Here is a 25,189-nt window from a genome sequence, read left to right as displayed (position 1 = left end):
CCATCAGCGCTGGAAACGCCCGCTCAAAGGGGCGTGATGGCGCACAAAACTCACTGTTTTTACAGGTGGCGATATGCAAATCAAACGTGCAATTGAAAAAATCCCGGGTGGGATGATGCTGGTTCCTCTGTTTCTTGGGGCGCTGTGCCATACGTTTTCACCGGGGGCCGGGAAGTACTTTGGCTCCTTCACGAATGGCATGATCACCGGCACCGTACCGATTCTGGCGGTGTGGTTTTTCTGCATGGGCGCGTCGATTAAGCTCAGCGCGACCGGGACGGTGCTGCGTAAGTCGGGCACGCTGGTGGTGACCAAAATCGCGGTGGCCTGGGTGGTTGCGGCGGTAACCTCGCATTTGATTCCTGCTCACGGTGTAGAGGCGGGCTTCTTTGCCGGGCTGTCGACGCTGGCGCTGGTGGCCTCGATGGACATGACCAATGGCGGTCTGTACGCCTCCATCATGCAACAGTACGGCACCAAGGAAGAGGCCGGGGCGTTTGTGTTGATGTCCCTTGAGTCTGGCCCGCTGATGACGATGGTGATTCTGGGAACGGCGGGTATCGCTTCTTTTGAACCGCACGTATTTGTCGGCGCGGTGCTGCCCTTCCTGATTGGCTTCGGGTTGGGTAACCTCGACCCCGAATTACGGGAATTTTTTACCCGCGCGGTGCAGACGCTGATCCCCTTCTTTGCCTTTGCGCTTGGGAACACTATCGATCTCAGCGTTATCGCCCAGACCGGCCTGCTCGGAATTCTGCTTGGGCTGGCGGTGATTGTGATTACCGGCATCCCATTGATTATTGCCGATAAAGTGCTGGGTGGCGGGGACGGTACCGCTGGGCTTGCTGCCTCCAGCTCCGCCGGTGCGGCGGTGGCCACACCGGTATTGATTGCCGAGATGGTGCCAGAGTTTAAAGCAATGGCGCCTGCCGCGACCGCGCTGGTGGCGACATCGGTGATTGTGACCTCTATACTGGTGCCGATTCTGACTTCTCTCTGGTCACGAAAAGTAAAAGGGCATGCCGCGGTAGCGGATTTGCGCGGTGCGGTAAAATAGCGCTGCGGTTTAAAAGAGAAACCGGCCTTTTCAGGCCGGTTTTTTAATGGCCGATACCGAAAACCTCATCAACCTTCGCACATTGCGCTGGCGTGAGTTCGCCGCCAAAATTGCGGGACGTTGCGCCGCAATAGCCAAATTTCCGTGCCACTACGGTTTTGATAGTGGTAACGAAATCCTCGCCAATCGTGTAAATCGACATGAATTTGCCTGTCTCGCGCTGGGCTTCATGTAGCGTAGCCAAATCGTTTTGCTTCCACGCATCCCGGGCCCTGACAAACAGTTCCGGCATTACGTTATTGAGGCCAGAGATAACCCCCGCGCCGCCTGCGAGAAGATTGGGGATGAAGTATTCGTCATACCCCGACAGCACGGCGAAATCATCACGGATTTTCTCGGTTGCCAGAATGATGTTGCGCGTATGCGACTGGCAATCGACTGTGTCTTTTATGCCAGCGAAGTGTGGGAACTCCGCTGCCAGGGTGGCGACGATTTCCGGCGTCAGATCGCAGCCGGTCCTGGCCGGGAAATTATAGGCAAACCATTTGCCGTTCAGCCGTTGCCCCAGGTGGCGGAAGTAGCTCAGCAGTTGTGCAGACGTTTGCCCATAGTAATAAGGGGGCAGCACCATAACGGCATCGTAGCCCGTGCGGAAGGCTTCATCGGCCATCCACTCCACATCATTCAGGCATGTCGAGGAAACGTTCGCGACCAGGGTGCCGGGGGTCATACCGCGCACTTCGCGGATAAGCATGAGCCGTTCATCAAGGGTGAAAGAGGCAAATTCGCCGATACTGCCCATCAGCAACACCACGTCAATTCTGGCGTCGGTCAGGCGTGAAATATGCTGTTCCAATCCGTTCAGGTCGATTTTACCGGCAGGTGTCATGGGCGTAATGGACGGGCACCAGACGCCATAAAATTCATTTTTCTTCTTCACGTCACTGTCTCCTTGAATATGAAATTGCGTTTCACTTCTGTTAATTCATAGCACGTTCATATAAAACACAGGCGTATCGGTGTCGCATTTCTGCACGATTTATTGCTAAAAAGTGTGGTCTAATACGCCGATGATGGGTGAGCCCGGGAGAGAGGAAATGCAGCATCCGGTGAATATTTTTACAGGAAAAATAAAGGATTATAAGGACAGCAGACCCAGCGCAATTGCCAAGTTGCAGGTGGAAGGCGAGTTGATGTTAACGGAGCTGGGGTTAGTCGGTGATGAGCAGGCGGAGACGTCCTACCACGGCGGCCCGGACCGGGCACTTTGTCATTATCCCCGCGAACACTACGATCACTGGAAGACGACGTTTCCCGAACAGGAGGCGCTTTTCTTCGCCCCGGCATTTGGCGAGAACCTCTCGACCGAAGGGCTGACGGAAAGAAATGTCTTTATTGGTGATATTTTTCGTTGGGGAAATGCGCTCATTCAGGTGACGCAGCCGCGCTCGCCCTGTTTCAAACTTAACTTTCACTTCTCCATCAGCGACATGTCTTCGCAGATGCAGGCGAGTGGGCGTGTTGGCTGGCTTTATCGGGTTATTACCGGCGGTAAAGTGAGCGCCGATACGCCGCTGGAACTGGTATCACGTAACAGCGATGTGAGTGTCCTGGATGCCGCTGCAATCGCCTGGCATATGCCGTTTGATGATGAGCAATATCGGCGGCTGATGTCCGCTGCCGGGCTTTCGGCCAGTTGGACAAGAACGATGCAAAATCGGCGAAGTAGCGGGAAAATCGAAGACAACGCACGGCGTTTGCGGGGTAAGTAGCAGTTTCCCCCCGCCCGGTAAGGCGAGGGGAAATGCTCAGGAACGTTTATACAGCGGGATCCATAACGTCAAGCGTAAACCGCCGAGCGGGCTGTCGTCGGCTTTCACCCAACCGCGATGCTGCTGCATAGCGGTTTCAACAATTGCCAGCCCTAAACCTGTCCCGCCGGATGCGCGATCACGCGCTTCATCGGTACGGTAGAACGGGCGGAAGATTTGCTCGCGGTCTTCCGGGCTGACGCCCGGGCCGTCATCGTCCACGTTAATGGTGATGCCGTCTTTATCGACCGAGAAACTCACTTCAATTTTGGTGTGCGAATAACGCAGGGCGTTACGGACGATATTTTCCAGCGCGCTTTCCAGTGCATTCGGGTTGCCGTACAGCGGCCACGGGCCAGGCGGGAAATTCACCGTCAGGGATTTACCCATCTGTTCCGCTTCGAACGCGGCGTTATCGAGCACCTCATTCCACAACTGATTGGCTTTGACCGTTTCACTGACCAGCGCGTTTTTCTGCTGATTACGCGACATGACTAACAGGTCGTTGATCATACTGTCCAGCCGCTGTGCTTCCGTTTCGATACGTTCCAGCTCTTTGCTCTCGCCGCTGCGACGACGCAACAGCGCGGTGCCGAGCTGTAGCCGCGTTAACGGTGTCCGTAGTTCGTGGGAAATATCGGACAGGAGCCGTTGCTGGGCGGTCATCATGCGCTCCAGCGCCATGACCATCTGGTTAAAACTGGTGCCCGCAGCGAGGAATTCTTGCGGCCCGGCTTCCAGCTCAGGATGCTGTCGCAAGTTGCCCTGTGCCACTTCATCTGCCGCGTTTTTCAGCTTACGCGCGGGTTTTGCCAGGCTCCACGCCAGCCACAGCAGCAGCGGCGAGCTGATAAGCATTGTGACAATCAGCAACAGGAGGGGGCGGTCAAACAGCAGGTTGATAAAGTCAGACTGAGAACTACTGGCAGGTCGAATAAGATAGAGCTGGTAATTGTCCTCACCGTCGCGAACGGAAAAAGGCCCTACCAGCTCTACCCGACCATATTTTTTCTTTTGCGGGTGATCTGAGTTATCCGCCTGACCAATAAAGTTGCGGATAATTTGCATTTCATTGCGTTCGGCGCCAATCACGCGCCCTTCGCTGGTCACCAGCAACAAACGTTGCCCCGGAGGGGCCCATTTGTCGATTGCGCGAAACAGCCTGCGCCACCACATCAAATCGTTGGGTGGATCATTGGCCAGTTCCGCTTCAACGTGCTGTTCAATCATCACGCCCTGACGTTGTTCGCTATCAAGCAACTCCGTCATCTGGCGGGAATCAAGCTTTGGAACCATCAGGACCAGCATCAGCACCAGTGCCAGCGTTAACCAGAAAATGGCGAAGATGCGGGCGGTCAAACTTCCTATCATGAAGCGGATACCATCAAGTAGCCCCGGCCTCGTAAGGTTTTAAACCACGGATGACCATCTTTGCGGTCCGGTAACTTACGGCGCAGGTTAGAGATGTGCATATCAATCGCGCGGTCAAACGGCGTTAAGCGTTTACCCAGCACTTCCTGGCTTAAATGTTCACGGGAAACCACCTGGCCCAAATGCTGTGCCAGCAGATAGAGCAGGGTGAATTCGGTACCGGTCAGCTCCAGCGATTGACCATCGAAACTGGCTTCCTGACGACCTGGGTTGAGGCTCAGGCCGTCGACTTCAAGCGTCGGCGAACCGTTGTCCGTATTTTGCTGCTGTTCGCTCCAGTGGGAACGGCGCAAAATCGCACGGATACGCGCGACCAGTTCGCGGTCGTTAAACGGTTTTGGCAGATAGTCGTCCGCGCCCAGCTCAAGGCCGAGTACGCGATCCAGTTCGCTGCCGCGTGCAGTCAACATAATGACGGGAGTCTGGTGTGTCTGGCGTAGCTCTTTAAGGGTATCAATACCGTTTTTCTTCGGCATCATGACGTCGAGCAAAAGCAAATCGATGCTGTCATCAAGGAGGTTGAGCGCCTGTTCCCCGTCGTGGGCAACCAGCACGTTAAAACCTTCCATGTCGAGCAGCTCTTTTAACAGGGATGTAAGCTCTCGGTCATCATCTACTAAAAGAATTTTATTCATTGTTTAAATACCTCCGAGGCAGAAATTACGTCATCAAGGCTCGCTAATCCATGACTTTACGTTGTTTTACACCCCCTGACGCATGTTTGCAGCCTGAATCGTAGACTCATTATCGTTGATTCGCGACATAGAAAGTTCTTGGGAGCAAATGATGCGCAAAGTTACCGCTGCCGTCATGGCCTCAACACTGGCGCTAAGTGCTTTTAGCCAGGCTGCTGAAGTCGTAACAGGCGATAACTGGCACCCGACTGAGGGATTCGCGCAGCGTTCCAGTCAGAGCCATATGTTCGACGGCATACATTTAACCGAACATCAGCGTCAACAGATGCGAGATCTGATGCAGCAGGCAAGGCACGACAAGCCCCCTGTTAATGTTAGCGAAATGGAGACAATGCATCGCCTTGTCACCGCAGAAAATTTTGATGAAAACGCTGTGCGCGTTCAGGCCGAGAAAATGGCGCAGGAGCAGATAAGTCGTCAGGTTGAAATGGCGAAAGTCCGCAACCAGATGTATCACCTGCTCACTCCTGATCAGCAAGCGGTTTTGAACCAGAAACATCAGCAACGAATGATTCAACTGCGTGAAATGACGCAGATGCAGCAAAGTTCACCGTTGAGAGTATTGAGTAGTAGCACCCAGCGTTCCCAGTAGTTAGTAGTAATGAACCCTGTTTTCCTTGCCATAGACACCATCCCTGTCTTCCCCCACATGATGTGGGGGTTTTTTTTGCTCCGAATTCAGCCACCTGATTTTCCTCCGATTAAGTTGCCTTTCGTTATACTACGCACAGAACAGCGTGGGAGCATTTATGATTGAATCTTATGGGCGCCTGGTCAGTCGCGCAGCTATCGCTGCGACGATCATGGCGTCGTCATTATTAGTCATTAAAATTTTTGCATGGTGGTACACCGGGTCGGTTAGTATCCTGGCTGCACTGGTGGACTCGCTGGTGGATATTGCCGCATCGCTGACTAATTTGCTGGTGGTGCGCTACTCGCTGCAGCCTGCGGACGACGAGCATACTTTTGGACACGGGAAAGCGGAATCGCTGGCGGCGCTGGCACAAAGCATGTTTATTTCAGGTTCAGCATTATTCCTGTTTTTAACCGGTATTCAGCATCTGGCGAACCCTGAACCGATGCGTGCGCCCGGTATTGGGGTTGTGGTGACGGTGATCGCGTTGGTCTGTACTGTGATACTCGTCACTTTTCAGCGTTGGGTTGTGCGAAAAACTCAAAGCCAGGCGGTGCGGGCAGATATGCTTCATTATCAGTCTGATGTTATGATGAACGGTGCAATTCTCATCGCCCTGGGGCTGTCATGGTACGGCTGGCATCGGGCGGATGCCCTCTTCGCACTGGGGATTGGCGGATATATTTTGTACAGCGCGCTGCATATGGGTTATGACGCGGTTCAGTCTTTACTGGATCGGGCATTACCCGATGCCGAACGGCAGGAAATTTTCGATATTGTCACTTCCTGGCCAGGCGTAAGCGGCGCGCACGATCTTCGCACGCGGCAGTCAGGGCCGACCCGCTTTATTCAAATACATTTGGAAATGGACGATAACCTTCCACTGGTTCAGGCGCATATTGTGGCTGAACATGTGGAGCAGGCCATTCTCCAGCGTTTTCCGGGATCGGATGTGATTATTCACCAAGATCCCTGCTCAGTAGTACCTCAAGGACGATAAGCGGATTAAGGCTGTCGTATTTCGTTGTAAAAGAAGTGAGTCAGACCCGATTTTTGTGTATAAATTACCGCCATATGGTCTGACCTGAATCAATTCAGCAAGCGGCAGTTGATATAATATTGCAGCATAGATGTTTACTCCCTCGCGGAGTTTTTTGGCCAACAGAACATTATTTTTGCATTCCTAAGTTCAGAGGTAGTCATGATTAAGAAAATCGGTGTGTTGACAAGTGGCGGTGATGCGCCGGGCATGAACGCAGCAATTCGTGGCGTGGTCCGTGCAGCATTGACTGAAGGTCTGGAAGTAGCGGGTATTTACGATGGTTATCTCGGCCTGTACGAAGACCGCATGATTCAACTCGACCGCTATAGCGTGTCTGACATGATTAACCGTGGCGGTACATTCCTTGGTTCTGCCCGTTTCCCGGAATTCCGTGAAGAACATGTCCGCGCCGTGGCTATTGAGAACATGAAAAAGCGCGGCATTGATGCGCTGGTCGTTATCGGCGGTGACGGTTCCTATATGGGTGCGAAACGTCTGACAGAAATGGGCTTTCCATGCATCGGCCTGCCAGGCACTATCGACAACGATGTTGCCGGTACTGACTACACCATCGGTTACTTCACCGCGCTGCATACCGTGGTAGAAGCTATCGACCGTCTGCGTGACACCTCTTCTTCTCACCAGCGTATTTCCATCGTTGAAGTGATGGGCCGCTACTGTGGCGACCTGACGCTGGCGGCGGCTATTGCTGGTGGTTGCGAATTTATCGTTCTGCCGGAAGTTGAATTCAGCCGTGAAGATCTGGTCGCTGAAATCAAAGCGGGCATCGCGAAAGGTAAAAAACACGCGATCGTGGCTATCACCGAGCACATCTGTGATATCGATGAGCTGGCAAAATATATCGAAGCCGAAACGCAGCGCGAAACCCGTGCGACCGTTCTAGGTCATATTCAACGCGGCGGTTCCCCGGTTCCTTACGACCGTATTCTCGCTTCCCGCATGGGCGCATACGCAATTGAACTGCTGCTGCAGGGCCACGGTGGCCGTTGTGTCGGTATCCAGAACGAGAAGATGGTTCATCATGACATCATCGACGCTATCGAGAATATGAAGCGTCCGTTCAAAGGCGACTGGCTGGACTGCGCTAAGAAACTGTACTGATTACCTTAAACGCCCTCCCGTGAGAGGGCGTTTCTTTGCCTTCTGTTATTTCCTACAGTTATAGCCAATCTTTTTTTATTCTTTAATCATTGGTCTGCTTTCTGGCAGGCTGAGCACATCAAAATAGATAACCTGAGAGAGTGGGCGATGAATAAATGGGGCGTGGGGTTAACTTTGCTGCTGGCATCCGGCAGCGTTCTGGCAAAGGATATTCAGTTATTAAACGTTTCGTACGATCCAACGCGTGAATTGTACGAGCAATACAACAAAGCGTTCAGCGCCCACTGGAAACAGGAAACGGGCGATAACGTCACGATTCGTCAGTCACACGGCGGCTCAGGCAAACAGGCAACCTCGGTTATCAACGGTCTTGATGCCGATGTCGTGACCCTGGCGCTGGCGTATGATGTTGATGCGATTGCCGAGCGTGGCAGCATCGACAAAAACTGGATCAAACGCCTGCCGGATAACTCCGCACCTTACACCTCCACCATCGTTTTCCTGGTGCGTAAAGGCAACCCAAAACAGATTCATGACTGGAATGATTTAATCAAACCGGGCGTGTCGGTCATTACCCCGAACCCGAAAAGCTCTGGCGGCGCACGCTGGAACTACCTGGCTGCGTGGGGTTATGCCCTGCATCAGAACGGTGGCGATCAGGCTAAAGCGCAGGAGTTCGTGAAAGCGCTGTATAAAAACGTCGAAGTGCTGGACTCCGGTGCTCGCGGCGCGACCAATACCTTCGTAGAACGTGGTATCGGCGATGTGCTGATTGCCTGGGAAAACGAAGCGCTGCTGGCAACGAACGAGCTGGGCAAAGATAAGTTTGAAATCGTGACGCCAAGTGAATCCATTCTTGCGGAGCCAACCGTGTCTGTTGTCGATAAAGTTGTCGAGAAGAAAGGCACGCAGAAAGTGGCAGAAGCTTACCTGAAATATCTCTACTCCCCGGAAGGGCAGGAGATAGCGGCGAAGAACTTCTACCGTCCGCGTGACAAAGACGTGGCGGCAAAATACGCAAACGAATTCCCGAAACTGAAATTGTTCACCATTGACGATGTCTTTGGCGGCTGGACGAAAGCGCAGAAAGAGCACTTCTCCAACGGCGGCAAGTTCGACGAAATCAGCAAACGCTAACCTTACTCTTCCAGCGGCCCTTAACAGGGCCGTTTTCGTTTTATCCCAACCGATCTCTGCGCTATGCTTCCTGTTCCTCCCTGTAAGGAGAGATCGATGAAAACAGTGCGCCTGTTTGGCATAGCGTTGTTGATTGCGGTGGCTGCGGCCGTGGTGGGTGGCGAATACTGGTGGAACAGCAGTAAACGTGACGTATTGCGTCATATCGTGCTTGAGCAGTGTGTGCCGAATCAGCGGAACAACCATCTACCCGCGCCCTGTGCGCAGGTTAATCTCGACAGTGGTTACGTGTTGCTTAAAGACCGCAACGGACCATTACAGTATCTGCTGATGCCAACGTACCGTATCAATGGTATTGAAAGCCCGCTGTTATTAAAATCCCACACACCCAATTTTCTCTGGCAGGCCTGGCAATCGCGCGGCGTGCTGGGTAAAACGCGGGGAACCCCACTCCCGGATAATGCCCTGTCGCTGACAATTAACTCTCGCGTCGGCCGTACCCAGAACCATTTCCATATCCATATTTCTTGCCTGCGCGAAGACGTGCGTGTGAAGCTTGATCAGCAAGCCTCGCGTATCAGCAGTCAGTGGCTGGCCTTTCCGGGCGGCATTCTTGGGCATCCTTATCTGGCGCGCCGCGTAACGGAAGCTGAACTGGTACAGCGAAGCCCGTTTTTAATGCTGGCGGAAGAGGTGCCGACAGCGCGTGAACATATGGGGCGCTACGGCATGGCGATGATACAGCAGGCTGATGGCTCCTTTGTGCTGCTGGCGACAGAGCGTAATCTGCTCGCCTTTAACCGTGGTTCCGCCGAGGAAATTCAGGATCATCAATGTAATATCCTGAAATAGCCCCACCAGTTTTGGCGTTTACCAGGCAAGCCTGTCGCCGTAGACTTGCCGACAAATTCTACAGGAGACAGGTATGTCGCTCTGGTTTACTCACCCTCTGTTTCTGCCTTCCATTATTATTGGTCTCACTATCGTGCTGTGGGCTACCTCGCTGCTGCCGGAATTCATCACGGCGCTGCTGTTTTTTGCCGCCGCGATGGTGGCGAAGATTGCACCGCCGGACGTCATTTTTGGCGGTTTTGCCTCCTCCGCTTTCTGGCTGGTATTTAGCGGTTTTGTCCTGGGGGTCGCCATTCGGAAAACGGGCCTGGCCGACCGGGCCGCGCGGGCGCTGTCGGCCCGGCTAACCGATTCGTGGTTGCAAATGGTCGCAAGCGTTGTATTGCTGAGCTATGCGCTGGCGTTTGTTATGCCGTCGAACATGGGACGTATTGCTCTGCTGATGCCGATTGTGGCGGCGATGGCGGCGCGTGCGGGCATCAACGAAGGAACGCGCTCCTGGTATGGCCTTGCGCTGGCGGTGGGGTTTGGCACCTTCCAGTTGTCGGCGACGATTTTACCCGCCAATGTGCCCAATCTGGTGATGAGCGGGGCGGCGGAAGGATCCTACGGTATTCATCTCAACTATCTGCCGTATCTGCTGCTGCATACGCCGGTGCTGGGCATTCTGAAAGGCCTCATCCTGATTGGTCTTATCTGCTGGCTTTTCCCCGGGCAGCCGCATGCGCCAAAAGACCTTACGCCGCCGGAACCCATGAGCCGGGAGGAAAAGCGCCTTGCCTGGCTGCTGGCGGTGGTCTTAACGATGTGGGTCACGGAGAGCTGGCACGGCATTGGCCCGGCCTGGACGGGGCTGGCTGCCGCCTGTATTACTCTGCTGCCGCGCGTTGGGTTTATTAATGGTGATGAGTTTTCCAGTGGGGTAAATATCCGCACCTGTATTTATGTCGCCGGGATCCTTGGGCTGGCCATTACGGTCACGCAAACGGGGATTGGGGCGGCGGTAGGGAATGCGCTGCTGCACATCATGCCGCTGGATCCGGCGCATCCTTTTACCAGCTTCCTGGCGCTCACCGGCACCACGACCGCGCTCAACTTCATTATGACGGCGAATGGTGTACCTGCGCTTTTTACCACGCTGGCGCAGAGTTTTTCCGATGCAACGGGCTTCCCGCTACTGTCGGTGATTATGATTCAGGTGTTGGGATATTCCACTCCACTGCTGCCGTATCAGGCGTCACCGATCGTAGTGGCCATGGCATTAGGCAAAGTGCCGGCACGGGCGGGGATGTTGTTGTGTATTGCGCTGGCGGTGGCAACGTATCTGGTGCTGCTGCCGCTGGATTATGCGTGGTTTAGTGTGCTGGGGAAATTGTAGTTCTGGCGCGATCTGCCCCTCACACTGGCCTTTGTGGGGGGCTACCAAGTCTGTACAAAGACGAGGTGATTACGGCAGTGCGTTTATGATTTTGTGTAATACCGTTCTTAGCCAGTTCAGCGGCATATCGTTATCACAGCATTTATGCCACAGCAGCGAGAGGGCAATTTCCGGCGTCTCAACCGGAACGGGGCTACAGCGTAAACCGTAATAGGAAATCCAGTCGGCAGCCAGCCCGGAGGGGACAGTCGCTAAAGCGGGTATGCGTTTCAGCAGCGGCGGCAGAGAAGAAAAATGCGGCGTAACGTAACGCACCCTTCGTGATCTCCCCTGCAATGCTAACTGTTCGTCGACGGCGCTCCATGCCGCACCGCGATAGGAAACCAGTACGTGGTCATGCTCCACGTAATCACTTACCGTCAGCGGTGCTTCCAGCGAAAGCTGATCGGGGTGCCAGAACGTACAAAAGTTGAGTGAACGGAGATGTTCACGCCTCAACGTGGCGGCGGTGCTCTGACCAACCGAAATCGCCAGGTCTATCTCCCTTTGGATCACTTGCTCACCATCCCGGAACGGATCGCTGGCTGCCACCTGCAAGGTGATTCCCGGCGCTTCGTGTGTCATGTATGCCTGTAATTCCGGCATCAGCCAGCGCTCCACCCAGTCGCTCATCCCCAGACGAAACACATGGCTTGCCTTCGCCGGGGTAAATGACGGTGGTTGAAAAAGAACATACTGCATCTGTTCCATCAGGGGGCCGAGTGAGGCAATAAGCGCTTCGGCACGCGGCGTCGGTACCATGCCTCCTGCGGTACGCACAAACAGGGGATCGTCGAACATGTCACGCAACCTGGCCAGCGCATTACTGACCGCCGGTTGCCCCAGATGCAGTTTTTCAGCGGTACGTGACACGCTGCCTTCCCGCTGCAGGACTAACAGTACCGTCAACAAATTCAGATCGATACGATGAAAATCATTTTCTCTGATAGTGAACATTATATTAATCAATTTGAGTGATACTGGTTTGCTGAGGATACTGCTGAGCACGCTTAAATGACACTGTGATGAGGCAATTTTATGAAAATGATACTGGCGCTGGTGGCGACACTTCTCTTTTCCAGCCAGCTTCTGGCCGCCGGGCAGACGAGTGCGCTGGATGAACAGGCTCCCGGTTACTATCGCATGAAACTGGGCAAGCTGCGGGTTACCGCCGTATCCGACGGCACGGTGACGGTCCCCTTGAATAAGCTGCTGACGAACATCTCACCGGAAAAATTACGCCAGGCGATGGCTGGCGAAGCAATGACGCCGCAGGCAGAAACCTCGATTAACGCCTATGTCATCGACGATGGCAAAAAACGTATTTTAGTGGATACCGGCGCCGGTGAGCTATTCGGTAGTCAGGGCGGGCATCTGCTGGAAAACCTTGCCGCAGCAGGGTATCCGGCTGAATCCATTGATGATGTATTGCTGACCCATATTCATGCCGATCACTCTGGCGGTGTGTCACGTGCCGGCAAACCTGCCTTTGCGAATGCTGACGTGTATGTGGACAAACGCGATGTCGACTTCTGGCTTAACCCGTCAAATGTCAATAAGGTGGAGCCAGGTGAAGCACACACTTTTGCTGAAAGTGAAAAGACGCTTCGTCCGGTCATCAATGCCGGGCGGCTAAAAACATTCCAGGCGCCTGCAGCTCTTATGGAGGGGATTCGTGCGGAATCTACCGCGGGTCATACGCCGGGCAGTGTACTGTATCGTGTGGAAAGTGAAGGTCAGACACTGGTTTTATGGGGCGATATTATCCACGCCAAAGCGGTACAAATGCCCGATCCGCACGTGGCAATACACTTTGACGTCAACCGCCAGCAGGCCATTAAAACGCGGGAGCGTGTGCTCAAACAGGCTGCGGAGCAGGGGTATTGGGTCGCCGCCGCACATATTTCTTTTCCGGGGTTTGGCCATGTAAAGCGTGAGGGAGACGGGTATCGCTGGGTGGAAAGTAACTATACGACCCAGTTAGGACAATAACCTGCATAGATTCTGGATGCCCGCATCGATAAAGCCGGGGCGGTAACCAGGTTAAGAGCGTATCTCTCCCCTGGAGGGGAGAGATAACGTGAACACTCCCCGCCTTAACAGGAAGTGAGTGCTCACAGGGGCAAGCGAATTACGCTTTAGCTGCTTCTGCTGCTTTAACGATCACCGCGAAAGCGTCAGCTTTCAGGGATGCACCGCCAACCAGCGCGCCGTCGATATCCGGCTGGGTGAACAGCTCAGCAGCGTTAGCTGCGTTAACGGAACCGCCGTACTGAATGATAACCTGCTCAGCCACTTTCGCGTCTGCTTTAGCAATGTGGTCACGGATGAATTTGTGAACCGCCTGAGCCTGAGCCGGCGTCGCGGACTTGCCGGTACCGATTGCCCATACGGGTTCGTAAGCGATGACCGCGCCTTCAAATGCCGCTGCGCCCTGAGTTTTCAGAACTGCGTCGATCTGACGTGCACACACTTCTTCGGTTTTGCCCGCTTCGTTTTCTGCTTCGGTTTCACCGATGCACAGAACCGGAATCAGGCCTTGTTCTTTCAGAACGGCGAATTTTTTAGCAATGAGTTCGTCAGATTCTGCGTGGTAAGTACGACGCTCGGAGTGGCCGATAATGATGTACTGCGCGCCGATATCTTTGAGCATTTCAGCGGAGGTTTCGCCGGTGAATGCGCCAGACAGGTTAACGTCGACGTTCTGAGCGCCCAGAATGATGTGGCTGCCTGCAGCGGCTTGCTTAGCCAGATCCAGGTACATAGCCGGCGGAGCGATAGCAACGCCACAACCTGTCACGCCAGCCAGCTCTTTACGCAGGTTAGCTACCAGTTCGTTTACCATGTGGCGGCTGCCGTTCAGTTTCCAGTTACCCATCACTAAAGGATGTCGCATTTGAATTCTCCACGCTATAAGAGCGAATTTAAGTAAGATGTCTGCCCGTCAGGGCAGTTTGGTCTGTGAAACAGTATAGAGATTCGTCATGGGAAAGGCTTTGCTTTTTGTCATTTATTGTCGCCTTCCAGGCTTTCAGATAGCGCCAGCTTAATCGGTTCAACAGCGAAGGTCAGCCCCTTTTCGCCGTCATCTGCAACAACATAACGGATAGCCCCTTCCGTTTCGGCATACCAGAGCTTGTTTTTGCCGTTGTTCAGTAATTTTTGCAGCTTTTGCAGACTTTGCGCTTTGGTCAGCGTCGGTGAGAACGCGCGAATCAGCGCCGCCATATACTCCTGGGCTTTCGCTTTGGCCGCCTTTTGCTCTGGCCCCCGGACCGGTAGCCAGGTCATCTGCATGGATTTAATTTTCAACGTGCCGCGTTCCAGCGCCGTGGAGGCATACAAGTTGTCGTTAATTTTGGTCGCGGCGCGGGTCAGGCGTTCAGTATCACCTCGCGAATCGACTGCGCGAAATTCATTGAGCTGCAGGTCGGGATTATCTTCGTTGAATTTTTCCCTGAACTGGCTGATGGATTGTTCGAAGGTGGGAGCACCCGGCAGCAGATACGGGGCCGCCGCCGCAGGTGGCGTATCCTCTGCGATGGCATAGTGATTGATGAAGAGCGCCGTAAACAGGAGCCACCAGGTTTTCATTAACATCGTCCTCACTTCTCTTTGCTCACGATTAAAACGATAACAGTCTGGCTTGTCAAAAACTCACGCGACCAGGGTAAACTACGCAGCACTACAATTAAAGGAACCTTACATGGGTATTCAGCAGTGGTTGTTCTCATTTAAAGGCCGCATTGGTCGTCGTGATTTCTGGATCTGGACCGTTATCTGGGTGCTGGCGATGGCGGCGTTGTTTTACGCGGTCAGTTTTGAACTTCTGGCCAGCCAAAATGCCGCGTTTATGCTGGTTTGCCTGCTCTGGCCAACCGCGTGTGTGATTGTGAAACGACTGCATGATCGCAATAAGTCTGGCAGTTGGTCGTTGTTATTTATTCTTGCCTGGATGCTGCTGGCAGGGCACTGGGAGATACTTGGCGGTACATGGCAATGGGTTGTTGGCCGCTTCGTGCCTGTGCTGATTATGGTGACAATGCTCATTGACCTGGGCGCGTTTATTGGCACCCAGGGCGAGAACAAGTTCGGCAAAGATACGCTTGAAGTACAGTTCCGCTGATCACCAGTAGTGTTCGGCGGTAATGTGGCCCGGGCGGCGGCGCAGGTGTTTCGCCATCTGCCGGGTCTCTTTCAGTAACTGCTGGGTGTCGCGCACCATCTGCGGGTTGCCGCAGAGCATGACGTGGCTGGTGTCGCTGTTCATCGGCAATCCCACCGCCGCTTCCAGTGCGCCGTTCTCAATCAGCGCAGGGACACGCCCTGTGAGCGATCCGGGCACGGTTTCCCGGCTGACCACCGTTTGAATCCGCAATTTGCCTTCATAGCGTTTCTGCAGTTCGAGCATCAGCGGCAGATAGCTTAAATCTGCGGCATAACGTACCGCATGCACCAGCACCAGATTTTTGAAGCGATCCAGGTCCTTCCCTTCCTGCAGGATAGACAAATAAGGCCCAATCGCGGTCCCGGTCGCCAGCATCCACAGCGTGTCGCAGTCCGGCACCTCTTCAAGAACAAAGAAGCCTGCCGCCTCGCTGACAATCAATACCTCATCGTCGGGCTGTAAGGCAGCCAGGCGCGGGCTGAGTTTGCCCTCAGGGACGGTGACCAGATAAAATTCCAGGTCGGGGCTGCCTGGGGCGTTGACGTAGGAGTAGGCACGCTGTACCCGTTCGCCATCGATTTCGAGGCCCAGTTTGGCAAATTGTCCGGCAGTGAAGGGATGAACGGGGGCATGAACAGTCAGGCTGAACAACGCGTCGGTCCAGAACTCGACTTTTACGACTTTTCCTGTAACCCAGTCGGCCATGATTTTCTCCTGTTCAGAATCATTGCCTTATCTTCGTCGTGAATGGGGAGGATTTCCAGCCCGGATGCGCCGGAAAGCTCTCCCTGATAAATAATCTTACAGAATGTGCGTCTGCACGTCCGGGTCTTTGCGATCCAGGTAGTGAATAGACTGGATACGGCGAATGGTGCGCGATTTCCCGCGAATCAGCAGGGTTTCGGTGGTGGCGATGTTGCCTTTACGGCTAATGCCGTCCAGCAGGTCGCCTTTGGTAATTCCGGTTGCGGAGAAAATCACGTTATCGCTGCGTGCCATTTCATCCAGGCGCAGTACTTTATCGGCCTCGATGCCCATCGCCTGGCAGCGTGCCAGCTCAATTTCCCCGATACGGCGATTCTCTTCGTTGTCGCCTTTCACGTGATGACGTGCCAGCAAGCGGCCATTCATATCGCCATCGAGCGCGCGGATGACGGCGGCTGAGACGACACCTTCCGGCGCACCGCCAATACCGTAGAGGACATCGACTTCACTGTCCGGCATACAGGTCAGAATGGAGGCCGCAACATCGCCGTCCGGAATAGCGAAAACGCGGACACCAAGCTTCTGCATTTCAGCGATGGTGGCGTCGTGGCGAGGTTTGGCCAGAATCGTCACCGTCAGCTCACTGAGCGGTTTACCGAGCGCATGAGCAACATTACGCAGGTTATCGGCAAGTGGCAGGTTCAGGTCGATAGTACCTTTCGCGCCAGGGCCGACAATCAGTTTTTCCATGTACATATCCGGCGCATTGAGGAAGCAGCCTTGATCACCCACAGCCAGTACTGCCAGAGCGTTAGCCTGGCCCATGGCGGTCATACGGGTGCCTTCAATCGGGTCAACGGCGATATCCACCGCGTCGCCTTTACCGGTACCGACTTTTTCACCGATATAGAGCATTGGGGCTTCGTCGATTTCCCCTTCGCCAATCACAATGGTCCCGGCGATATTGACCTGATTAAGCATGATGCGCATGGCGTGAACGGCAGCACCGTCGGCGGTATTTTTGTCGCCGCGACCCAGCCACTTATAGCCAGCCAGCGCCGCTGCTTCGGTCACGCGGGAAAATTCAATGGCAAGTTCTCGTCTCATAGCAAACTCGTGAAGTGAAAGAAATTGCGCGAAGTTTAACACACAGAGCAGGTCCGGGCGCGGTCTGGTCCCCTCGCCCTGGCACTCTCTCCAAAGGAAAGAGGGGCGAACCAGCGTGATTTTTGGGGCAGAAGGTGAGCGAACGTGCGGGGCAGGTTTTCACCCTCTCCCCCTAAAGGGAGAGGGTTGGGGGAGATTACTCGTCGCGCTCTTCCCATGCCAGCGCGCGTTTCACCGCTTTTTTCCAGCCCTCGTAACGGTAGTTACGTTCGGTGGTTTCGATGCCCGGACGGAATTCGCGCTCAATGACCGCTTTTTCCTGCAGTTCGTCCAGGTTTTGCCAGAAGCCAACTGCCAGACCCGCCAGGTAAGCTGCGCCCAGCGCCGTAACTTCACGCACTTCCGGACGCTCCACGCGGGTGCCCAGAATGTCCGACTGGAACTGCATCAGGAAGTTGTTGGCTACCGCACCGCCATCCACGCGCAGAGCGTGCAGACGAATGCCGGAGTCAGCCTGCATGGCTTCCAGTACATCACGCGTCTGGTAGGCAATAGATTCCAGCGTTGCGCGAATGATGTGGTTTGAGTTTACGCCACGGGTCAGACCGAAAATCGCGCCACGTGCATACGGGTCCCAGTACGGTGCGCCCAGGCCGGTAAAGGCAGGCACTACATAAACGCCGTTGGTGTCTTTCACTTTGGTCGCGAAATATTCCGAGTCAAACGCATCGCTGATCAGTTTCATCTCGTCGCGCAGCCACTGAATTGACGCACCTGCCATGAATACTGCACCTTCCAGCGCGTAATTCACTTCGCCACTCGGTCCGCATGCGATGGTCGTCAGCAGACCATTTTCTGATTTCACCGCTTTTTCGCCAGTGTTCATTAGCATAAAGCAACCAGTACCGTAGGTGTTCTTCGCCATCCCTTCTTTGACGCACAACTGACCGAACAGCGCTGCCTGCTGGTCACCGGCGATCCCGGCGATAGGAATACGTGTACCGCCTTTACCACCGATGTTGGTCTGGCCATAGACTTCGGACGATTTACGCACTTCCGGCAGCATGGCGCGCGGAATATCCAGCGCATCCAACATCTTGTCGTCCCACTCCAGGGTATTGATGTTGAACAGCATGGTACGGGAGGCGTTGGTGTAGTCAGTGACGTGTACACGGCCCTGGGTCATTTTCCAGATAAGCCAGGTATCGACGGTACCGAACAGCAGCTCGCCACGCTTCGCACGTTCGCGAGAGCCTTCAACATGATCGAGAATCCACTTCACTTTGGTGCCGGAGAAATACGGGTCAACCACCAGACCTGTTGCGTTACGCACGTACTCTTCCATGCCATCACGTTTGAGCTGCTCACAGATTTCTGATGTACGGCGGCACTGCCAGACAATGGCGTTATAAATAGGTTTACCGGTTTCGCGCTCCCAGACGATGGTCGTTTCACGTTGGTTGGTGATACCAATCGCGGCGATTTCATCTGAGTTGATATCCGCTTTAGCCAGCACTTCTACCAGCGTGGAGCTTTGCGTTGCCCAGATTTCCATTGGGTCATGCTCAACCCAGCCTGGCTTAGGATAAATTTGTTCGAATTCGCGCTGCGAAACGCTGATGATGTTGGCGTCATGATCCATTACGACGGCGCGGGAGCTGGTGGTACCCTGGTCCAGCGCAACGATATATTTCTTTTCAGTCATGATTTATGTCCCGTAGTCACATTACAGCGGAGCTTTTTGTTGTGAAGTTGTGGTGGCGTCTTTGTCATCTTCCACAGCACAAACGTCACACGGTAAATTACGGCCAATCAGTTTACGATAACCGAAGGCACCCAGTGATGCGCCGACAATAGGCCCAAACAGCGGTACGAGGAAGTAAGGAATATCTTTCCCACCGGTAAAGGCAACATTGCCCCAGCCTGCCAGCCAGGCGAACGCTTTCGGTCCGATATCACGAGCAGGGTTCATCGCAAACCCGGTCAGCGGACCCATAGAGGCACCAATAACAGCAATCAGAAGGCCAATCAGCAGCGGAGCCAGCGGGCCACGCGGGATCCCGTTGCCATCGTCACCCAGCGCCATAATGACGCCCATCAGAACCGCGGTAATCACCATCTCAACAGCAAAGGCCTGGAAGAAATTGATGTGCGGGTTAGGGTAGGTTGAAAAGATGCCTGCCAGATCGAGGCTTTCGACGCTGCCACGCACCATATGGTGAGTTTGTTCGAAATCGAAGAAAAGATTGTAATAAAGCCCGTAAACAAGTGCGGCCGCGCAGAATGCGCCGGCAAATTGAGAAGCAATAAAGGGTACAACTTTGCGCCCGTCGAAGCAGGCAAACAGCCACAATGCAATGGTCACAGCCGGGTTAAGGTGTGCGCCGGAAACCCCTGCGGTCAGGTAGATGGCCATCGCCACGCCCAGACCCCAAATGATACTGATTTCCCACTGTCCGAAGCTGGCACCTGCTACTTTAAGTGCCGCAACGCAGCCCACACCGAAGAAAATCAACAACCCGGTACCGAGAAACTCGGCGATGCACTGACCTTTTAAGGTTGAGGTTTGACTCATAATCGGATCCTGCAAAGAGTTTAATGGTTATAGTTTGCATGGAGGGAGAAGACTCCAAGATGCCGTGTAGACATACTGTTAATTTATCGTTAACGAGCAAAAACGAGAAATATCGAAATCAAAATGTGTGTGCTGCGTCAATAAAATGAGCGTTTTCGCGCGATGAGGCGCGTTTGCGAAGGAGGGAGAAGTGTGAGCTGAATCATTTTTGTAACCCTCAATTTAACAATTTATTGAAGCGGACCGCAAATGCACCAGGTTTAGGCTGAAAAGTGTTGCAAAGCGCGATCTGCGCGGGTTGTCGCTGGACAGGGGCTAAAGGGCTTCATACAATCGGGTACTAAGACCGTGCGCTAAATACATTAAGGCGTCGCCGTTCACGGAACGCGGATTTACCCGAGTGGTATATACCCATCAACGCCTTGCAATTCAGGAGAGGTATGACGATGTCATTAGAAGTATTCGAGAAGCTGGAAGCGAAAGTACAGCAGGCGATTGATACCATCACGCTGCTGCAGATGGAAATCGAAGAGCTGAAAGAGAAGAACAACAGTCTGTCCCAGGAAGTTCAGTCCGCGCAGCATGATCGCGAAGAACTGGCCCGTGAAAACAACCAGTTGAAAGAACAGCAGCATGGCTGGCAGGAACGTCTGCAGGCACTGCTGGGCCGTATGGAAGAAGTCTGATTACGCGTCATCTTTCGTGCCGTAGCGGCGTTAGCTGCGCTCACTTTCCCCTGGCACGTCGTTTCTGTGTTCCCGGGGATTCGCTCAGTTGTCGGCTTGCTACAACATGAAATCTTTCGCGTAGCTGCTCTGGCTTTCTTTTCCAGAACGGTACAGCGCATAAAAAAGGCACCTTGCGGTGCCTTTTTTGATCACTCGATATCCAGTGGATCTTCGGAAAGGATTATCCCGGTATTATCGGCATAGAGATGGTCGCCGGAAAAGAAGGTCACGCCGCCGAAATTGACGCGAATGTCGCTTTCGCCGATGCCTTCTCCAGCGGCACCCACCGGAATGGCGGCAATGGCCTGAATGCCAATGTCCAGTTCTTCCAGATCATCCACCTGGCGCACCGCGCCGTAGACCACAATCCCTTCCCACTCGTTTTGCAGAGCGATGCGCGCCAGGTCCGCATCAATTAACGCACGACGCACAGAACCACCGCCATCAACCAGCAGTACACGACCACGGCCATTTTCTTCGAGCAGATCGTACAGCAACCCGTTATCCTCGAAACATTTCACCGTGATGATTTGACCGCCGAACGACGACCGTCCACCAAAATTGGAGAACAGCGGTTCCACGACGTTGACATCTTCCTGGTAGATGTCACAGAGCTCAGACGTATCGTATTTCATAGGCTTAACGTTCAGTTGCTGCGAGAGTTGTCAGTATATCGCGCATCACGCATTGTTGGCAAAATCATCAATTGTTAATTGACTTTTGTCAGTTAAAAATGCGTCTGACTCAGCATAATCCCAATCACAAACAAGAGGTTAGTCAGTAAAGCCCCTTTTACTGTACGTTCGAGCATCGGCGGCATGGCTTTCGGATCCCGCTCACGCATCACAAAACGCGCCTGTTTTAACAGCAACGGCGCGGCAAGGACGAACAGCCAACCCCATACGCTATGCAGTGACAGCAGGTTAAACAGTGCCAGACAGAGAAGGGCGCCGGCCAGCAGACCCGCATGGTAGCGGCGTGCGTTCAGCGGCCCTAAGCGTACCACGAGCGTGATTTTGCCATTGGCGCGATCGCTGTCGATATCACGCAGATTGTTGATATTCAGCACCGCAGTCGCCAGCAGCCCGCACGCCGTAGCGGGTAAGATAATCGCAGGGATCAGCATATGCGTTTGCAAATACCAGCTTCCCATTACGCTCAGCCAGCCAAAAAAGATCAGTACCGAAACGTCGCCAAGGCCGATATAGCCGTAAGGTCGTTTGCCGATGGTGTAGGTGATAGCGGCGATGATAGACAGCGCGCCAAGCACCACAAAGCCGATGAAATCCGTCAGGGTTTGTGAGGCGGCCAGCAGCAACAGCAGGCCGGAAATGCAGCTCAGGCCAATGACAATGATCAGCGCACGCTTCATCTGCTCAAGCGAAATCGCCCCTTTTTGCATACCGCGCAACGGACCAATACGGTCGGGTTTATCGCTGCCTTTGACCGCATCGCCATAGTCGTTGGCGAGATTGGAAAGGATTTGCAGCAATCCGGCGGTGCTTAATGCCAGTATGGCAACCAGCGGATCGAAGAAACCCTGCCACCAGGCCAGCGTCGTCCCTACCACGATAGCGGCAAACGCCAGCGGCAGTGTTTTTGGGCGCAGGCTTTCCAGCCAGGCCTGGGTGCGGCTCAAAGGTTGTGCGTCAGTCATAGTCACCAGCCAGTAATAAAAAATGGGGGCATAAGCCCCCATCGGAAATGATGAAAACGTTGTGGCTGCGATTATAAGATAAAACGGCTCAGATCTTCATCTGCCACTAAAGCATCAAGGTGCTTACTCACATAGTCGGCGTCGATGATGATAGTTTCGCCATTCAGGTCGCTGGCGTCATAGGAAATATCTTCCATGAGACGTTCCAGAACGGTGTGCAGACGGCGCGCACCGATGTTTTCGGTGGTCTCGTTCACCTGCCAGGCCGCTTGCGCGATGCGTTTAATCCCGTCGTCAGTGAAATCGATATTGACGCCTTCTGTTGCCATCAATGCTTTGTACTGCACGGTAACCGATGCGTTTGGCTCGGTCAGAATGCGTTCAAAGTCTTGCGTGGTCAGCGCTTTCAGTTCAACGCGAATAGGCAGACGACCCTGCAGTTCCGGGATCAGGTCAGACGGGCTGGCCACCTGGAATGCGCCGGAGGCGATAAACAGGATGTGGTCAGTTTTCACCATGCCGTGCTTGGTAGAAACGGTACAACCCTCTACCAGCGGCAGCAGGTCGCGCTGAACACCTTCGCGGGAAACATCCGGGCCGGATGTGTTACCGCCGCGCTTACAGATTTTGTCGATTTCGTCGATGAAGACGATACCGTGCTGCTCAACCGCGTCGATTGCATCTTGTTTCAGCTCTTCCGGGTTCACCAGCTTCGCCGCTTCTTCTTCAATCAGCAGTTTCATTGCATCTTTGATTTTCAGCTTACGCGGCTTCTGTTTTTGCCCGCCCAGATTCTGAAACATGGACTGGAGCTGGCTGGTCATCTCTTCCATTCCCGGAGGCGCCATGATCTCTACGCCCATCGGTGACGCGGCCAGGTTGATTTCAATTTCTTTGTCGTCGAGCTGGCCTTCACGCAGTTTTTTGCGGAAAGACTGACGTGCAGCAGACGGCTCAGCAACGGTTTCCGGCTGGCCCCAGTTGTTTTTTGCCGGGGGGATCAGTACGTCCAGAATACGCTCTTCCGCCATCTCTTCGGCGCGATAGCGGTTTTTCTCGATGGACTGCATGCGGACCATTTTCACGGCGGCATCGGTAAGATCGCGGATAATGGAATCCACTTCTTTACCGACATAACCCACTTCGGTGAATTTGGTTGCTTCAACTTTGATAAACGGCGCGTTTGCCAGTTTCGCCAGACGGCGGGCAATTTCGGTTTTACCGACACCGGTTGGCCCGATCATCAGAATGTTTTTCGGGGTCACTTCATGGCGCAGCTCTTCATCAAGCTGCATACGACGCCAGCGGTTACGCAGGGCAATCGCCACGGAACGCTTCGCCGCATCCTGACCGATAATGTGTTTGTCCAGTTCGCTGACAATTTCGCGTGGGGTCATTTCAGACATGAGGAATCCTTACGCCTTGGTGGTCAATTCTTCGATGGTGTGGAAGTGGTTAGTGTAGATGCAGATATCACCGGCGATGTTCAGCGCTTTCTCGGCGATATCGCGCGCGCTGAGGTCGGTGTTTTCCAGCAATGCACGGGCAGCCGCCTGGGCATATGGGCCGCCAGAGCCAATGGCAATCAGGTCATTTTCTGGCTGTACAACGTCACCGTTACCGGTGATGATCAGTGAGGCCGTTTCATCGGCCACCGCCAGTAACGCTTCCAGCTTGCGCAGCATGCGATCGGTACGCCAGTCTTTGGCCAGTTCCACCGCCGCTTTCACCAGATGGCCCTGGTGCATCTCCAGCTTACGTTCAAAGAGTTCAAACAAGGTGAAGGCATCAGCCGTGCCTCCGGCAAAGCCTGCGATGACTTTGTCGTTGTACAGACGGCGAACTTTCTTCACGTTGCCTTTCATAACGGTGTTGCCCAGTGTCGCCTGGCCATCACCAGCGATAACGACATGGCCGTTACGGCGTACGCTTACTATTGTTGTCACGAGCAGACCCCCTGGTTACGAATGCAGAATACAAGCCCCGTAGTGATACGGGGCAGAATGCAAGTATAGATGGGGGAGATTTTGGGGGTTTCAACCCCCGGCGGCGAGACGGATGCAGTTTGTGTGGCCGGCCAGTTTCAGACGGCTAATGGTGCTATCTGCGTTATCTTTGCCTTTAACCGGACCGATAACCACGCGATTCCAGCCGTTATTGCTGGTGATGCGAGAATCAAACCCTTCAAAGGCGAGCTGGGCACGAACGGTCTCTGCCTGGTCCGCACCTTTGAACGAACCACACTGTACCATCCAACGGCGTTCGTCTTTTTTCTCGGCCGTTTGCTTCGGTGCTTCTTCATGCGTCACCGGAGCGGCCTGCTGCGTTTTCGGCGCGGCCGCCGTGGTATGTGCTGGCGTTTGCAGCAGATCCTGGTATGGCTGCTGGCTGGCGGCAGATGGCTTTTGCTGAGGCGTTTGCTTCGCTGCCTGCACCGGCGCGGTTTGCGCCGTGCGTGGTTGCTCCGTCACCCGTGGCGGCGTCCGTGTCGGTTGCTCAACCTGCACGTTGCTCCACTGCTGTTGTTGCATCTGCTGCTGTACCTGTTGCTGCGCCTGACGCTGGCGTTGCAGCGTTTGTTGGCGCTGCTCCTGCGTCTGCTCGTTCCACGGCACTTCGTTTAATTGCGTAGGCTGCTGGCGCATATCCGCCTGCATTTGCGCCAGTAACTGACGTTGCTCATTGGTCAGTTGCTCCGGTTTTTCCACTTCACCACCCGCAGATGGCTCGGTAGGCGCACGTACGCCTGGCTGGCGACTTTCCAGCTCTTTAATGTAACGCCAGCGCTCTTCCGGTTTTGGCGGCAGACCATTGCCTGCAACCTTCTGGTTTTGCAGCGTTTCAGATTCTTCTTTCTTGTGGTGGGTAATAAAGTACAGGCCACCGATAAAAGCTACCAGTACTGCGGCGGCAATCGCGACCATTGCGGGCGAGACAGCGGATACGCTACGTTGCTTCTTCCTTGAGCTACTCTTTTTTTGCCGCGAAGGAGCCGACTGGCTGCGGCGTACATAATCTCGTTGTGCCACTATCGTTTCGCTGTATTTATTT

General features: G+C 54.1%; 26 protein-coding genes. 11 read left to right on the top strand and 15 right to left on the bottom strand.

Features of this window, described 5'->3' with window-relative positions:
- Positions 1-73 precede the first annotated feature (73 nt).
- Positions 74-1,057: a 2-keto-3-deoxygluconate transporter gene (gene kdgT / locus ABIB59_RS23715; protein WP_039077320.1), complete on the top strand. Its 984-nt coding sequence runs from the start codon at positions 74-76 to the stop codon at positions 1,055-1,057.
- Positions 1,058-1,100: 43 nt separating this feature from the next.
- Here kdgT and ABIB59_RS23710 read toward each other — a convergent pair whose 3' ends face one another.
- Positions 1,101-1,997 carry a dihydrodipicolinate synthase family protein gene (locus ABIB59_RS23710; protein ID WP_039077319.1) on the bottom strand — a complete coding sequence of 299 codons (897 nt, stop codon included), beginning with the start codon at positions 1,995-1,997 and terminating at the stop codon, positions 1,101-1,103.
- 157 nt (positions 1,998-2,154) lie between these two features.
- On the opposite strand from ABIB59_RS23710, the gene yiiM reads away from it, so the two are divergent.
- Positions 2,155-2,829: a 6-hydroxyaminopurine reductase gene (gene yiiM, locus ABIB59_RS23705; RefSeq protein ID WP_354037260.1), complete on the top strand. Its 675-nt coding sequence runs from the start codon at positions 2,155-2,157 to the stop codon at positions 2,827-2,829.
- A 36-nt stretch (positions 2,830-2,865) separates the two neighbouring features.
- Here yiiM and cpxA read toward each other — a convergent pair whose 3' ends face one another.
- The gene (cpxA, locus tag ABIB59_RS23700; protein WP_354037258.1) at positions 2,866-4,239 is read right to left on the bottom strand and encodes an envelope stress sensor histidine kinase CpxA; all 1,374 of its coding nucleotides are present in this window, start codon (positions 4,237-4,239) and stop codon (positions 2,866-2,868) included.
- Positions 4,236-4,934 (bottom strand): envelope stress response regulator transcription factor CpxR, encoded by a 699-nt coding sequence (gene cpxR / locus ABIB59_RS23695; protein ID WP_039077316.1) that lies wholly within the window; start codon positions 4,932-4,934, stop codon positions 4,236-4,238. The genes cpxA and cpxR overlap by 4 nt, the downstream gene beginning before the upstream one ends.
- Positions 4,935-5,085: 151 nt before the next feature.
- Here cpxR and cpxP point away from each other — a divergent pair, with 151 nt between their 5' ends.
- The 6 genes from cpxP to ABIB59_RS23665 all read left to right on the top strand — a co-directional run bounded on the left by cpxP (position 5,086) and on the right by ABIB59_RS23665 (position 11,159).
- Positions 5,086-5,586, top strand: a complete 501-nt coding sequence (cpxP, locus tag ABIB59_RS23690; RefSeq protein ID WP_039077384.1) for a cell-envelope stress modulator CpxP — start codon at positions 5,086-5,088, stop codon at positions 5,584-5,586.
- Positions 5,587-5,743: 157 nt separating this feature from the next.
- A complete protein-coding gene (gene fieF, locus ABIB59_RS23685; protein ID WP_039077315.1) occupies positions 5,744-6,628 on the top strand; it encodes a CDF family cation-efflux transporter FieF in 885 nt (294 codons plus the stop codon).
- Between the two features lie 201 nt (positions 6,629-6,829).
- A complete protein-coding gene (gene pfkA, locus ABIB59_RS23680) occupies positions 6,830-7,792 on the top strand; it encodes a 6-phosphofructokinase (protein WP_039077314.1) in 963 nt (320 codons plus the stop codon).
- A 147-nt stretch (positions 7,793-7,939) separates the two neighbouring features.
- The gene (locus ABIB59_RS23675) at positions 7,940-8,929 is read left to right on the top strand and encodes a sulfate ABC transporter substrate-binding protein (RefSeq protein WP_039077313.1); all 990 of its coding nucleotides are present in this window, start codon (positions 7,940-7,942) and stop codon (positions 8,927-8,929) included.
- A 96-nt stretch (positions 8,930-9,025) separates the two neighbouring features.
- Entirely contained in the window at positions 9,026-9,781 is a 756-nt protein-coding gene (gene cdh / locus ABIB59_RS23670; RefSeq protein ID WP_071194793.1) for a CDP-diacylglycerol diphosphatase, read from the top strand.
- 73 nt (positions 9,782-9,854) lie between these two features.
- Positions 9,855-11,159 carry an SLC13 family permease gene (locus tag ABIB59_RS23665; protein ID WP_079498453.1) on the top strand — a complete coding sequence of 435 codons (1,305 nt, stop codon included), beginning with the start codon at positions 9,855-9,857 and terminating at the stop codon, positions 11,157-11,159.
- A gap of 69 nt (positions 11,160-11,228) precedes the next feature.
- On the opposite strand, the gene ABIB59_RS23660 is transcribed toward ABIB59_RS23665, so the two are convergent.
- Entirely contained in the window at positions 11,229-12,155 is a 927-nt protein-coding gene (locus ABIB59_RS23660) for a LysR family transcriptional regulator (protein ID WP_354037254.1), read from the bottom strand.
- An 81-nt stretch (positions 12,156-12,236) separates the two neighbouring features.
- On the opposite strand from ABIB59_RS23660, the gene ABIB59_RS23655 reads away from it, so the two are divergent.
- A complete protein-coding gene (locus tag ABIB59_RS23655) occupies positions 12,237-13,190 on the top strand; it encodes an MBL fold metallo-hydrolase (protein WP_079498456.1) in 954 nt (317 codons plus the stop codon).
- A gap of 139 nt (positions 13,191-13,329) precedes the next feature.
- Here the strand turns inward: ABIB59_RS23655 and tpiA are convergent, their stop codons facing one another.
- Positions 13,330-14,094: a triose-phosphate isomerase gene (tpiA, locus tag ABIB59_RS23650; RefSeq protein ID WP_039077308.1), complete on the bottom strand. Its 765-nt coding sequence runs from the start codon at positions 14,092-14,094 to the stop codon at positions 13,330-13,332.
- 110 nt (positions 14,095-14,204) lie between these two features.
- Entirely contained in the window at positions 14,205-14,792 is a 588-nt protein-coding gene (locus ABIB59_RS23645) for a DUF1454 family protein (RefSeq protein ID WP_039077307.1), read from the bottom strand.
- A 112-nt stretch (positions 14,793-14,904) separates the two neighbouring features.
- On the opposite strand from ABIB59_RS23645, the gene ABIB59_RS23640 reads away from it, so the two are divergent.
- Complete coding sequence (locus ABIB59_RS23640) at positions 14,905-15,324, top strand: DUF805 domain-containing protein (protein WP_039077306.1); 420 nt, start codon at positions 14,905-14,907, stop codon at positions 15,322-15,324.
- On the opposite strand, the gene fpr is transcribed toward ABIB59_RS23640, so the two are convergent.
- The 4 genes from fpr to ABIB59_RS23620 all read right to left on the bottom strand — a co-directional run bounded on the left by fpr (position 15,325) and on the right by ABIB59_RS23620 (position 19,753).
- Complete coding sequence (gene fpr / locus ABIB59_RS23635) at positions 15,325-16,071, bottom strand: ferredoxin--NADP(+) reductase (RefSeq protein ID WP_039077305.1); 747 nt, start codon at positions 16,069-16,071, stop codon at positions 15,325-15,327. It abuts the gene before it with no gap.
- A 96-nt stretch (positions 16,072-16,167) separates the two neighbouring features.
- Positions 16,168-17,178: a class II fructose-bisphosphatase gene (gene glpX / locus ABIB59_RS23630; protein ID WP_039077304.1), complete on the bottom strand. Its 1,011-nt coding sequence runs from the start codon at positions 17,176-17,178 to the stop codon at positions 16,168-16,170.
- 196 nt (positions 17,179-17,374) lie between these two features.
- Entirely contained in the window at positions 17,375-18,883 is a 1,509-nt protein-coding gene (gene glpK / locus ABIB59_RS23625) for a glycerol kinase GlpK (protein WP_039077303.1), read from the bottom strand.
- A gap of 21 nt (positions 18,884-18,904) precedes the next feature.
- Positions 18,905-19,753: an MIP/aquaporin family protein gene (locus ABIB59_RS23620; RefSeq protein ID WP_039077302.1), complete on the bottom strand. Its 849-nt coding sequence runs from the start codon at positions 19,751-19,753 to the stop codon at positions 18,905-18,907.
- Positions 19,754-20,193: 440 nt separating this feature from the next.
- Between ABIB59_RS23620 and zapB the strand changes: the two genes are divergently transcribed.
- Positions 20,194-20,439 (top strand): septal ring assembly protein ZapB, encoded by a 246-nt coding sequence (zapB, locus tag ABIB59_RS23615; RefSeq protein WP_103245119.1) that lies wholly within the window; start codon positions 20,194-20,196, stop codon positions 20,437-20,439.
- A gap of 191 nt (positions 20,440-20,630) precedes the next feature.
- Here the strand turns inward: zapB and rraA are convergent, their stop codons facing one another.
- The 5 genes from rraA to ftsN form a co-directional block, all read right to left on the bottom strand.
- On the bottom strand, positions 20,631-21,116 hold the full coding sequence (gene rraA, locus ABIB59_RS23610; protein ID WP_039077301.1) for a ribonuclease E activity regulator RraA: 486 nt from the start codon (positions 21,114-21,116) through the stop codon (positions 20,631-20,633).
- Positions 21,117-21,208: 92 nt separating this feature from the next.
- Positions 21,209-22,138, bottom strand: a complete 930-nt coding sequence (menA, locus tag ABIB59_RS23605; RefSeq protein WP_132440637.1) for a 1,4-dihydroxy-2-naphthoate polyprenyltransferase — start codon at positions 22,136-22,138, stop codon at positions 21,209-21,211.
- Positions 22,139-22,209: 71 nt separating this feature from the next.
- Positions 22,210-23,544, bottom strand: a complete 1,335-nt coding sequence (gene hslU, locus ABIB59_RS23600) for an ATP-dependent protease ATPase subunit HslU (protein ID WP_039077300.1) — start codon at positions 23,542-23,544, stop codon at positions 22,210-22,212.
- Between the two features lie 9 nt (positions 23,545-23,553).
- Entirely contained in the window at positions 23,554-24,084 is a 531-nt protein-coding gene (hslV, locus tag ABIB59_RS23595; RefSeq protein ID WP_039077299.1) for an ATP-dependent protease subunit HslV, read from the bottom strand.
- 90 nt (positions 24,085-24,174) lie between these two features.
- Positions 24,175-25,167, bottom strand: a complete 993-nt coding sequence (ftsN, locus tag ABIB59_RS23590; protein WP_075203617.1) for a cell division protein FtsN — start codon at positions 25,165-25,167, stop codon at positions 24,175-24,177.
- Positions 25,168-25,189: the final 22 nt, after the last annotated feature.

This window comes from Citrobacter sp. UYEF32 (assembly GCF_040546205.1).
In the GTDB taxonomy this organism is placed as follows: domain Bacteria; phylum Pseudomonadota; class Gammaproteobacteria; order Enterobacterales; family Enterobacteriaceae; genus Phytobacter; species Phytobacter diazotrophicus.
Note: the sequence above shows the minus strand (reverse complement) of the source record. Positions and strands in the feature narration are given on the sequence as shown.

What these genes read in the sequence shown, in the direction of transcription:
- cdh (WP_071194793.1), top strand. Translation starts at nt 9,026, where the DNA reads ATGAAAACAGTGCGCCTGTTTGGCATAGCGTTGTTGATTGCGGTGGCT.
- cpxR (WP_039077316.1), bottom strand. Translation starts at nt 4,934, where the DNA reads ATGAATAAAATTCTTTTAGTAGATGATGACCGAGAGCTTACATCCCTG.
- ABIB59_RS23655 (WP_079498456.1), top strand. Translation starts at nt 12,237, where the DNA reads ATGAAAATGATACTGGCGCTGGTGGCGACACTTCTCTTTTCCAGCCAG.
- kdgT (WP_039077320.1), top strand. Translation starts at nt 74, where the DNA reads ATGCAAATCAAACGTGCAATTGAAAAAATCCCGGGTGGGATGATGCTG.
- hslU (WP_039077300.1), bottom strand. Translation starts at nt 23,544, where the DNA reads ATGTCTGAAATGACCCCACGCGAAATTGTCAGCGAACTGGACAAACAC.
- ABIB59_RS23645 (WP_039077307.1), bottom strand. Translation starts at nt 14,792, where the DNA reads ATGAAAACCTGGTGGCTCCTGTTTACGGCGCTCTTCATCAATCACTAT.
- ABIB59_RS23675 (WP_039077313.1), top strand. Translation starts at nt 7,940, where the DNA reads ATGAATAAATGGGGCGTGGGGTTAACTTTGCTGCTGGCATCCGGCAGC.
- ABIB59_RS23665 (WP_079498453.1), top strand. Translation starts at nt 9,855, where the DNA reads ATGTCGCTCTGGTTTACTCACCCTCTGTTTCTGCCTTCCATTATTATT.
- pfkA (WP_039077314.1), top strand. Translation starts at nt 6,830, where the DNA reads ATGATTAAGAAAATCGGTGTGTTGACAAGTGGCGGTGATGCGCCGGGC.
- menA (WP_132440637.1), bottom strand. Translation starts at nt 22,138, where the DNA reads ATGACTGACGCACAACCTTTGAGCCGCACCCAGGCCTGGCTGGAAAGC.
- glpK (WP_039077303.1), bottom strand. Translation starts at nt 18,883, where the DNA reads ATGACTGAAAAGAAATATATCGTTGCGCTGGACCAGGGTACCACCAGC.
- cpxA (WP_354037258.1), bottom strand. Translation starts at nt 4,239, where the DNA reads ATGATAGGAAGTTTGACCGCCCGCATCTTCGCCATTTTCTGGTTAACG.
- fieF (WP_039077315.1), top strand. Translation starts at nt 5,744, where the DNA reads ATGATTGAATCTTATGGGCGCCTGGTCAGTCGCGCAGCTATCGCTGCG.
- yiiM (WP_354037260.1), top strand. Translation starts at nt 2,155, where the DNA reads ATGCAGCATCCGGTGAATATTTTTACAGGAAAAATAAAGGATTATAAG.
- rraA (WP_039077301.1), bottom strand. Translation starts at nt 21,116, where the DNA reads ATGAAATACGATACGTCTGAGCTCTGTGACATCTACCAGGAAGATGTC.
- tpiA (WP_039077308.1), bottom strand. Translation starts at nt 14,094, where the DNA reads ATGCGACATCCTTTAGTGATGGGTAACTGGAAACTGAACGGCAGCCGC.
- glpX (WP_039077304.1), bottom strand. Translation starts at nt 17,178, where the DNA reads ATGAGACGAGAACTTGCCATTGAATTTTCCCGCGTGACCGAAGCAGCG.
- cpxP (WP_039077384.1), top strand. Translation starts at nt 5,086, where the DNA reads ATGCGCAAAGTTACCGCTGCCGTCATGGCCTCAACACTGGCGCTAAGT.
- fpr (WP_039077305.1), bottom strand. Translation starts at nt 16,071, where the DNA reads ATGGCCGACTGGGTTACAGGAAAAGTCGTAAAAGTCGAGTTCTGGACC.
- ABIB59_RS23640 (WP_039077306.1), top strand. Translation starts at nt 14,905, where the DNA reads ATGGGTATTCAGCAGTGGTTGTTCTCATTTAAAGGCCGCATTGGTCGT.
- ABIB59_RS23620 (WP_039077302.1), bottom strand. Translation starts at nt 19,753, where the DNA reads ATGAGTCAAACCTCAACCTTAAAAGGTCAGTGCATCGCCGAGTTTCTC.
- ABIB59_RS23660 (WP_354037254.1), bottom strand. Translation starts at nt 12,155, where the DNA reads ATGTTCACTATCAGAGAAAATGATTTTCATCGTATCGATCTGAATTTG.
- zapB (WP_103245119.1), top strand. Translation starts at nt 20,194, where the DNA reads ATGACGATGTCATTAGAAGTATTCGAGAAGCTGGAAGCGAAAGTACAG.